7 protein-coding genes and 1 pseudogene are annotated in these 8293 nt (G+C 39.8%); 7 read left to right on the top strand and 1 reads right to left on the bottom strand.

The features are described 5' to 3' along the window. Positions 1 to 328 precede the first annotated feature (328 nt). From ACXJIN_RS06485 to ACXJIN_RS06455, 7 genes and pseudogenes are all read left to right on the top strand, one after another. On the top strand, positions 329 to 1411 hold the full coding sequence (locus ACXJIN_RS06485; protein WP_456400604.1) for an ROK family transcriptional regulator: 1083 nt from the start codon (positions 329 to 331) through the stop codon (positions 1409 to 1411). A gap of 3 nt (positions 1412 to 1414) precedes the next feature. After that, a pseudogene (locus tag ACXJIN_RS06480) lies at positions 1415 to 2332 on the top strand (glycoside hydrolase family 3 N-terminal domain-containing protein); the annotation flags it as partial. A 63-nt stretch (positions 2333 to 2395) separates the two neighbouring features. Further along, positions 2396 to 2818, top strand: a complete 423-nt coding sequence (locus tag ACXJIN_RS06475; protein ID WP_456400606.1) for a hypothetical protein — start codon at positions 2396 to 2398, stop codon at positions 2816 to 2818. 20 nt (positions 2819 to 2838) lie between these two features. After that, positions 2839 to 4107 (top strand): ABC transporter substrate-binding protein, encoded by a 1269-nt coding sequence (locus tag ACXJIN_RS06470; RefSeq protein ID WP_456400602.1) that lies wholly within the window; start codon positions 2839 to 2841, stop codon positions 4105 to 4107. Between the two features lie 77 nt (positions 4108 to 4184). Then, positions 4185 to 5087: a carbohydrate ABC transporter permease gene (locus ACXJIN_RS06465; RefSeq protein ID WP_456400600.1), complete on the top strand. Its 903-nt coding sequence runs from the start codon at positions 4185 to 4187 to the stop codon at positions 5085 to 5087. After that, positions 5080 to 5910, top strand: a complete 831-nt coding sequence (locus ACXJIN_RS06460; RefSeq protein WP_456400598.1) for a carbohydrate ABC transporter permease — start codon at positions 5080 to 5082, stop codon at positions 5908 to 5910. Before ACXJIN_RS06465 ends, ACXJIN_RS06460 begins: the two co-directional genes overlap by 8 nt. An 83-nt stretch (positions 5911 to 5993) precedes the next feature. Further along, a complete protein-coding gene (locus ACXJIN_RS06455; protein WP_456400596.1) occupies positions 5994 to 7139 on the top strand; it encodes a metallophosphoesterase family protein in 1146 nt (381 codons plus the stop codon). A 30-nt stretch (positions 7140 to 7169) separates the two neighbouring features. Here ACXJIN_RS06455 and ACXJIN_RS06450 read toward each other — a convergent pair. Then, positions 7170 to 8293: leucine-rich repeat domain-containing protein (locus ACXJIN_RS06450; RefSeq protein WP_456400594.1), on the bottom strand; the 1124-nt coding region annotated here is incomplete at its 5' end.

The following is an 8293-nucleotide window of genomic DNA, read 5'->3' as shown; positions in this document are numbered from 1 at the left end:
GTTCAGAAATAAGATGATTTACACCATGGGCAAAGATATTTTCTTTGAGAATCTGAACAATCTCAGAGTTTCTCATAGGGCCTTCAAATGATATTAACTTTCATTTGTTAACTTGGGGCCCTGTCAGCTCTATAGAACTTAAAAGCGTGAAAATCAAAGAAAATAGGCAGTATTTTTAAATATAAGAAAATAATCACGTTTAATTCTGTGAGAATGGCCGTTATCTTCTAAAAAGCTTTGTAACTGAAGTTGCATACGAATGTTAAGACTATTATAATTAAGTTAGTTGCATGATGCACGCAACCAAATAACATGTGGAGGTTTTTACATGGCCAAATTTGTGGAATTCACGACGGTTCATCATAAGATAATGAACTTCATGTGGAAAAACGTGCAAAGTTCAAGAAACGAATTGGGGAAACATCTTCACGTTGATCCATCGACAATTTCTAGAAATATCAATCTTCTTACACAAACTGGCATTGTGAAGACCGTTGGAGAATCTCCGGCTAGTTCAAAGGGAGGAAGAAAAACGAGAATTCTTGCTCTTAACGAGGAATGGAAAAAAATATTGGGAATATCCATTGAACAAGGAGAAGTAACGTCCACCCTTACGACTTTGAGAGGAAGAGTTTTGAAGAAAGAATACATGACTATGGATGTGAATGGGGAAAACATCATTGAGATAATCGAAGATGTTTACTTCAAATACAAATCGGAAGATCTTATCGGCATATCAATAGCCACGCCGGGTATTGTTTCAACAAAAGAAGGGGCTATAGAGCTTTCAACGGCACTGAAAATAAAGAAAATGCCAATTGTGAAGATGATCGAAAATAAGCTTAAAGTGAAAACGATTGTCATGAACAACGCAAACGCGGCTGCCGCTTCACACTTCATGAACTCAAAGGACCTCGTATATTTCATCTTTTCAATACCTTACTGTCTCGAAAGACCTGTTGGCATTGGCGCAGGAATAGTGATAAACGGTGAAATTCATGAAGGCTTTAACTATCGCGCGGGCGAATTTTGGAGAAGTTTTTCGCTCACACAGGAGAAAAATTTAACCGTTAACGATTTGAAAAATGAAGCCGTACTTAAGAGGTTAAGATTAAAAGAATTCGTGGATTACTTTTCCGATTTTTTAGAAATAGCTGTAGATATAGTTGATCCGGAGTTGTACATCGTGGGCGGAGATATAACCATGCTTCCAACATGGGTAGGCGAGGAATTGATCAGCGTTACGTACAAGAAAATACCATTTCAAGTTGAAAGGAGTATAAATGGTGTCATTGACACGAACGGCACTTTTTCTATTGCAAAAGGGGCTGCACTTGGGTTTTCAAGTAAGATGATGAATGATTTTAATTTTGCGAGGCAAATATTTAGAAACGTACGGGAAGTGATGTGAAAGATGGATTACAGCAGGCTTTTCTTTTGCGGAATAAGCAAGATAGACGATGAGACGAAAACTTTACTGGCACAAAATAATTTGGGTGGCGTTATCCTTTACCCATCGATAAGCAAGAATTATCCTGAATTGATAGACTTTTTCGACTTTATAACCAAGCAGTCTAAGAAAATTCTCATCTCTTCCGATCACGAAGGCGGCCAACTCGAAACCATTCCATTTGTTCCGCCATTTCCTGGAAATATGGCGTTGGGAAGGACAAAGGAAATTTACGCAAAAAAATACGCAAAAATGTCCGCAAGGATAATGAAAACGTTAGGTTACAACACGATCTTCGCACCGGTCATGGACTTGTACACACCAAAAAGTAGTGCCGTCATGGGGTTTAGAACCCTTAGCTCAGACCCTCATGAAATTGTAAGGTACTCTTCCAGCTTTTTGGATGGATACAAGAGCTAAAATATGCTTGCCTGCGCCAAACATTTTCCAGGTCATGGAAAAGCCTTTTCAGATTCACACGAAACGGCGGTGAAAGTTGATACCCCTATAGACGTACTTGAAAGGGAAGACTTTTTACCTTTTGAAGCTGCCGTGGAAAACGGAGTAGAGCTTATCATGACTTCTCACGTGATTTACTCGGCAGTAGACGAAGTCCCAGCAACACTTTCAAAAAAGATCTTGACTTCGATATTGCGTGATAAATTTGGATACGCAGGCGTGATATTGAGCGACGCGATGGAGATGAAAGCGATATCTTCCAATTTTTCCGTTGAAGAGATCGTGGAAAAATTCTTCAACGCTGGCGGAGACATGATATTACTCTCAGAAGGAACAAAGAATTTCAACGTATTTTACGAGGCACTTGAAAAATTGGTAAAAGAAGGACGCATCAGTGAAAGCAAACTTCAAAAGTCGGTAGAAAAGGTGGAACACTTGATAAACAAGTACTTCTCTCCCGAAAATTTAGGATTTGTAAAAGAAGTGATGGACGAGGCAATGGAAATTGGAATCAATTCGCTTTCGAAAAGAGACAAGGTAGTGTTTCTCATGCCCTTTCCTCACCAGTTGAGTCAAGCCGATGTGCTTGTTGAACATTTCGAAATCATAGAAAAAGAAGCAAAGAGAATGCTAAATGCAAAAGTGGTCAAATACAATTTGGAGGCTCCGAAACCAATCTCTTTTAAAGATGATGCTTTGATCGTGGACATGGTTGTAGATGCTTTTAGAAATGAAAAACTTATTGAATTTCATAAATCACTTCCTCAAAATACGCTTTACGTTATATCTCATGATCCGTACGATAAGAAATTTTTTAAAGAAAGGAATTACGTGGTTACGTATTCAACAACTCCAGTATCGATGGGAATGGTTTTCAAATTGGTTCAGGAGATCCCCACAAGGGGTTAAAAAATAGGAGGTGTATCTTTATGAAGAAAAACAGCTTCAGAAAAATTTCAATTGCTGGAACGATCATATTGATCGTCGTATTGCTTTCCAGCGCGTTGATGGCAACAACGACGATCACGTTCTGGACGATGTCGCTGAAGCCGAAGTTCACTAGCTTCATCACCAGCATAGTTAACGGTTACGAGAAAACCCATCCTAACGTAAAAGTAATCTGGGAAGACATTCCATGGAACGTTGAGCAGCAGAAGTTATTGGGTGCGATTGCTTCTGGTCAAGTGCCAGACGTTGTAAACCTCAACGCTGATTGGACTTTGGACTTTGCGCGACGTGGAGCGCTCTTACCTTTTAACGATCTCCTTCCTTCCAACGTCATAAACGACTACTTCGCGAGCATGTTGAAGGCAACATCCATAAACGGAAAAATGTATTCACTTCCTTGGTACGTTGCGCCAGATGTGACGTTCTACAACAGAAAGCTCTTCGAAAAAGCGGGTTTGGATCCGAATCAACCACCAAAGACGTGGGACGAAGCCATCATAGACTCAATAATAATAAAAGACAGAACGGGCACTTATGGCATGATGCCAACCATATTGCAATCTTCCACTCCTCCTCTTTTCTTCTATGGACTGCCGTTGCTTTCTCCAGATGGAAAGAAAGCCATCTTTAACGAACCAGAATACGTACACATTCTCGCGAAGTGGGCAACACTTTACAAATTAGGCTACCTTCCGAAGAACATAATCGAAGGTGGAGCTTGGACTAAATCCACAGAGCTCTACGGTTCAGGACAGCTTGCCATGTTGATCACAGGTCCGCAATTTGCCGATAGGGTAAAGGTCAACAGCCCGGATATTTACAAAGAGTCCGATGTCGCACCGGTTCCGCTTGGCGAATCAAAGATCTTTGGTGCGGCAATTCAGGACTTGGTGATAGTTAAGGGAACGAAACATCCAAAAGTGGCGGCCGATTTTGCGGCTTATGTCACGAATGCGGAAAATGAAATCGCATTTGATAAGCTTGTAACCATATTCCCAACGAGAAAATCTGCCCTTAAAGATCCGTTCTTCAGCAAATATGACGGCACGTTGCCGACTAAAGTGAGAATAACGGCTGCAAAAGAATTGAATCATGTTTCGTACGTCGTCTACAACATTCCAAATCCACATGAACTCTTTCAAACTCTGAACGATGCCATATCTGCGGCTTTCTTGGGTGTGAAAACGCCTCAACAGGCTTTGAACGACGCGGCAAAAGCGTGGAATGAGGCTTTAGCTGGGAACGATTGAACGGAACGTCTTTACTTCGTGGAGTCGTTTGACTCCACGAAGTTTATTTTTAAATTCAAAATCGAGGGGTTGAAAACGTGGCGAATAACTTTCATCACAGGATAAAAGTAAAACAAACGTGGATAGCGTACCTCTTCATAGTGGTTCCGGCTATTATTTTGGGAATATTCACTTATTATCCAATGATTTACGGTGTGGTGTTATCATTTTTCAAATACGATTTTATAAGCCCTATGAAATGGGTAGGGGGAGCCAATTACATAAAAGCGTTTCACAGTTGGCAATTCTGGAACGCTATGAAGAACAGTTTTCTCTATTTGCTGGTTGTACCTCCTCTTCAGCTTCTCGCCATAGTAATGGCATTGCTGGTGAATAGGCAGATGAAGGGTGTGAACGTCTTTAGGACATTCTACTTCATACCCGTTATAACGTCTATGACAGTCGTGGCTCTTTCTTGGGATTGGATCTTTACCCGACGAGGCGTTTTGAATTACGTTTTAATGGCTCTTCATCTTATACCACAACCGATAGGATGGTTGACCGATCCACACATTGCACTTTTTTCAATCATGTTCGTCACGATGTGGAAGGGAATGGGATACTACATGATGCTTTACTTGGCAGGGTTACAGGGAGTACCATCCACTTTGATAGAAGCGGCGAAAATAGACGGTGCATCCAATTCAACGATCTTTTGGAAGATAACATTGCCGCTTTTAAAACCTTACGTGATGTTCTGCTCGATAATATCCACGATAGCCGCTTTGAACGTCTTCACTGAGATATACGTCATGACCGGCGGAGGACCTTACCATGCCACGGAAACGATGGGAGTTCTAATATACAAAAAAGCCTTTGAAAACTTGAATTTCGGATATTCATCTGCCTTGGCTGTTATATTAAGCGTAGTTCTCATAATCGCCACCATGGTGAATTTGAAGTTCTTCAAAGAAGGGGGCGTACAGAGTTATTATGGTTAATTCCAAAAAAAGGAGAAATTTGATATACGGTTTAATCTTGATGACGTTCTTCGCCGTGATAACCACCTTTCCATATTATTGGACGTTCAAAACTTCTGTAGAAGTGTCGTCGAACGTGTACAAATTTCCGCCAGATTTGATCCCTCATCCCGTAACGTTTAAAAATTACGCGGTGGTGTGGAGCCAACTTGGGCTTGTCAAATTCTATCTTAATTCTATTCTTCTAACCGTCGTGGGAGTTCTTGTAAACGTATTCCTGGCCGCCTTGGCCGCTTACCCTTTGGCACGCTTCGATTTTTACGGAAAGAAGATAGTGTTTTACGTAATGCTTTTGCCGTTGATGCTACCATTTCAAGGTGGTCTTATAGTCAATTACTTGACGCTTAAGAATATGCACCTTCTCAACACTTACACTGGTGTAATTTTGCCTTTGGCCGTAAGCGCTTTTGGGGTGTTTCTTTTCAGACAGGCCTATTTGGGAATACCAAAAGATTTTGAAGACGCTGCTAGAATAGATGGAGCCGGAGAATTCTACATATGGTTCAGGATAATGACGCCACTTATAATGCCGACTATATCCGCATTTGCCATACTCCAGGCGATAACCTGGTGGGACATATTCTTGTGGCCGTTGATAGTTTTGAGCGATTCGAACAAGTACCCTCTTGCAGTCGCCTTGATGTACTTGAACAGTACTTTCCAAACGAATTTCAAGTACACTGCCGCCGGTATGATACTGGCAAGCCTACCTTTGATAATAGCTTTTATCTTCATGCAAAGATTCTTCGTTAGGGGGCTTACAGCCGGAGGAGTAAAGTACTGAAAATTTGACAACTCCACTTTAAAAGACTACACTTGAATTGAAAGTGTAGCTTTTTTTATTTCTTTTAAGAGAGGATGATAAGAATGAAGATATCAAAGACAATTTGGTTTGTAATAGCTCTAACGTTCATTTTAAGCGCTGGATTTTCCCAATCGTTTCGCTTTGCCATTTTTGGCGACAACAGACCTTTCAATAATGTGGATGATCAACCAGAAATCTTCAAAGAAATGGTACAAAATATAGAGACTATACATCCGGCATTTGTCGTTGGCGTTGGGGATTTCATTTACGGATATGGGGCGAATGCTCAGAGAACAAAAGAAGAATACGAAGAGTTTATAAAGGTAATAAAAAGGTTCACCATTCCTTTTTATCCTGTTGTTGGAAATCATGAAGTCGCGGGATTTGGTGGTCAAATGGACTATATAAAAATGCTAAAGAGGCCGCTTTATTATTCTTTTAACTACAAAAAAAGTCATTTTGTCATTTTAGATACAAATGTCAACTTTCCAAATGGTCCCTTTACGCTACAACAATTCGAATGGCTGAAAAAAGATCTCGATAACGCCACATCGTCACAAAACGTGTTTTTATTCATGCATAAACCCTTGCTTGAAAAAAATAAAAAAAGCGCCTGGACAGATGAGAAAATGGCAAAGAAAGTCAGAGACTTCATAGACGACTTTAACGCGAAATATCACAACATTCGCGTGATCTTCCAGGGGCATGAGCATCTCTTCTGGCAAAAACGCGTTGAAGGAATAAAGTACATCATTACAGGTGGAGCGGGGGCTCCTCTTGATGGCGAGCCTCAAAATGGTGGATTTTACCATTTCTTACTCGTGAGTGTGGATGGAACGAACGTTAAAGTAGATGTTTTCCTTCCAAATTACTTCACTGTGAAGTACGAATACGCTTCGACATCCGCCACGGCCATAATTGAAAACAGATTACCCCCTGTTTACAACGGTTTAGAAATAGACGGATTGAGATTTACCTTGCCAAAGGCAAGATCTTACCATTTGACATCCGATATACCTTGCAGCATATGGAAGATATCACCAATAGATGACAAAAGGAACACTGTATGGGTTCGTGCAAATTTAAAGTTTCCACACACGAATGTTGAAACACTTTTAAAAGCAGCGTTTATGATGTTTACAAAGAAAAGCACAGAAAAGATCTTTCGTTCCATAATTTACTACGTGAATATCAAAGCTGTGAGATAAATCAAGGGGCTTTATTCGCCCCTTGATTTATTATTGATTCGTTGCCGTTGCAAAAACAGAAGAAGTCCACTCAGAATATCCAACAGGATTCACTGCAGCTACTTTGTAATAGTATGTTTCACCAGATACAACTCCTTTATCCTCATAAGTTAGGCTTGCTGTTGTTGCTATCTGTGTGTAATTTGTATCATCTGTAGAACGTGCAACTGCGAAGTATTCCCAATCGTTGTTGTTATCATCCCATTGAAGTGTTATCTCTGTCGATGAGAAGGATACAACCCTTAAATTATATGGTGGCTGTGGCTTTCCTTTTTGTGGCTGGTAAGTTACATTTACTCCTTCACCTTTTAGAGTGTTTATATCATTCATCGTTGTTGAACCATCAGATATGTCTAAATAGTTGTTGCTTATGTTTAAATCTGCTCCAGATGCAAATAATCCGTTTGTCATTAACGGTGATATGTCTGTTAAATAATTGTTGGAAAGAATCAACGTATTCAAATTGCTCAGATTCTCCAAAGGAGTAATATCTGTGATTCCGCAGCCGTTTAGTTCCAAATCTCTCAATTTCGTCAGATTTTTTATCACGTTTAGTCCATTGTTACCTATCGGATTGTCATTCAATCTTAACCAAGTGAGATTTGTCATGCCACTCAACGCTTCTATATTTTGAATATTATTGCCGCTTAAATCAAGACCCCATTGTAGATTTAATCCTTTCAAAGGAGATATATCTGTTATTTTGTTCCAGCCTAAGTCTAGCCAGCTTAATTGAGAAAAGCCAGATAGAAATTGGATATCATTATTTGTTAGTCCCAGACCAGGCATGCTAAGTTGTTGAAGATTAGTAAGATTCTTTATAAATTGCCAGTTAGTTTGTGGTAAACCAGAATTTGTTGCACCTACATAGAGGGCTGTTAATTTATGCAATCCTCCGAGCGGTGATAAATCTAAGGCGTCATTTCCTCTTACATCTAGAGACGTCAAATTACTTAATCCACTTAACGCTTGAAATGAATCCACATGATTAGTGTTTAAATTTAAACTTCGTAAATTTGTCAAGCTAGCAAGTTGAGTTATTGTCGCTATATCGTTATTAGATAAGTTAAGACTTTGTAGATTCGTACAATATTGTATCCCTTCAAGGTTTGTAA

The organism is Mesoaciditoga sp., from assembly GCF_054006115.1.
The sequence above is the reverse complement of the archived record's forward strand: the minus strand, read 5'-3'. Positions and strand labels throughout refer to the sequence as shown.

What these genes read in the sequence shown, in the direction of transcription:
- ACXJIN_RS06485 (WP_456400604.1), top strand. Translation starts at nt 329, where the DNA reads ATGGCCAAATTTGTGGAATTCACGACGGTTCATCATAAGATAATGAAC.
- ACXJIN_RS06475 (WP_456400606.1), top strand. Translation starts at nt 2,396, where the DNA reads ATGGACGAGGCAATGGAAATTGGAATCAATTCGCTTTCGAAAAGAGAC.
- ACXJIN_RS06470 (WP_456400602.1), top strand. Translation starts at nt 2,839, where the DNA reads ATGAAGAAAAACAGCTTCAGAAAAATTTCAATTGCTGGAACGATCATA.
- ACXJIN_RS06460 (WP_456400598.1), top strand. Translation starts at nt 5,080, where the DNA reads ATGGTTAATTCCAAAAAAAGGAGAAATTTGATATACGGTTTAATCTTG.
- ACXJIN_RS06455 (WP_456400596.1), top strand. Translation starts at nt 5,994, where the DNA reads ATGAAGATATCAAAGACAATTTGGTTTGTAATAGCTCTAACGTTCATT.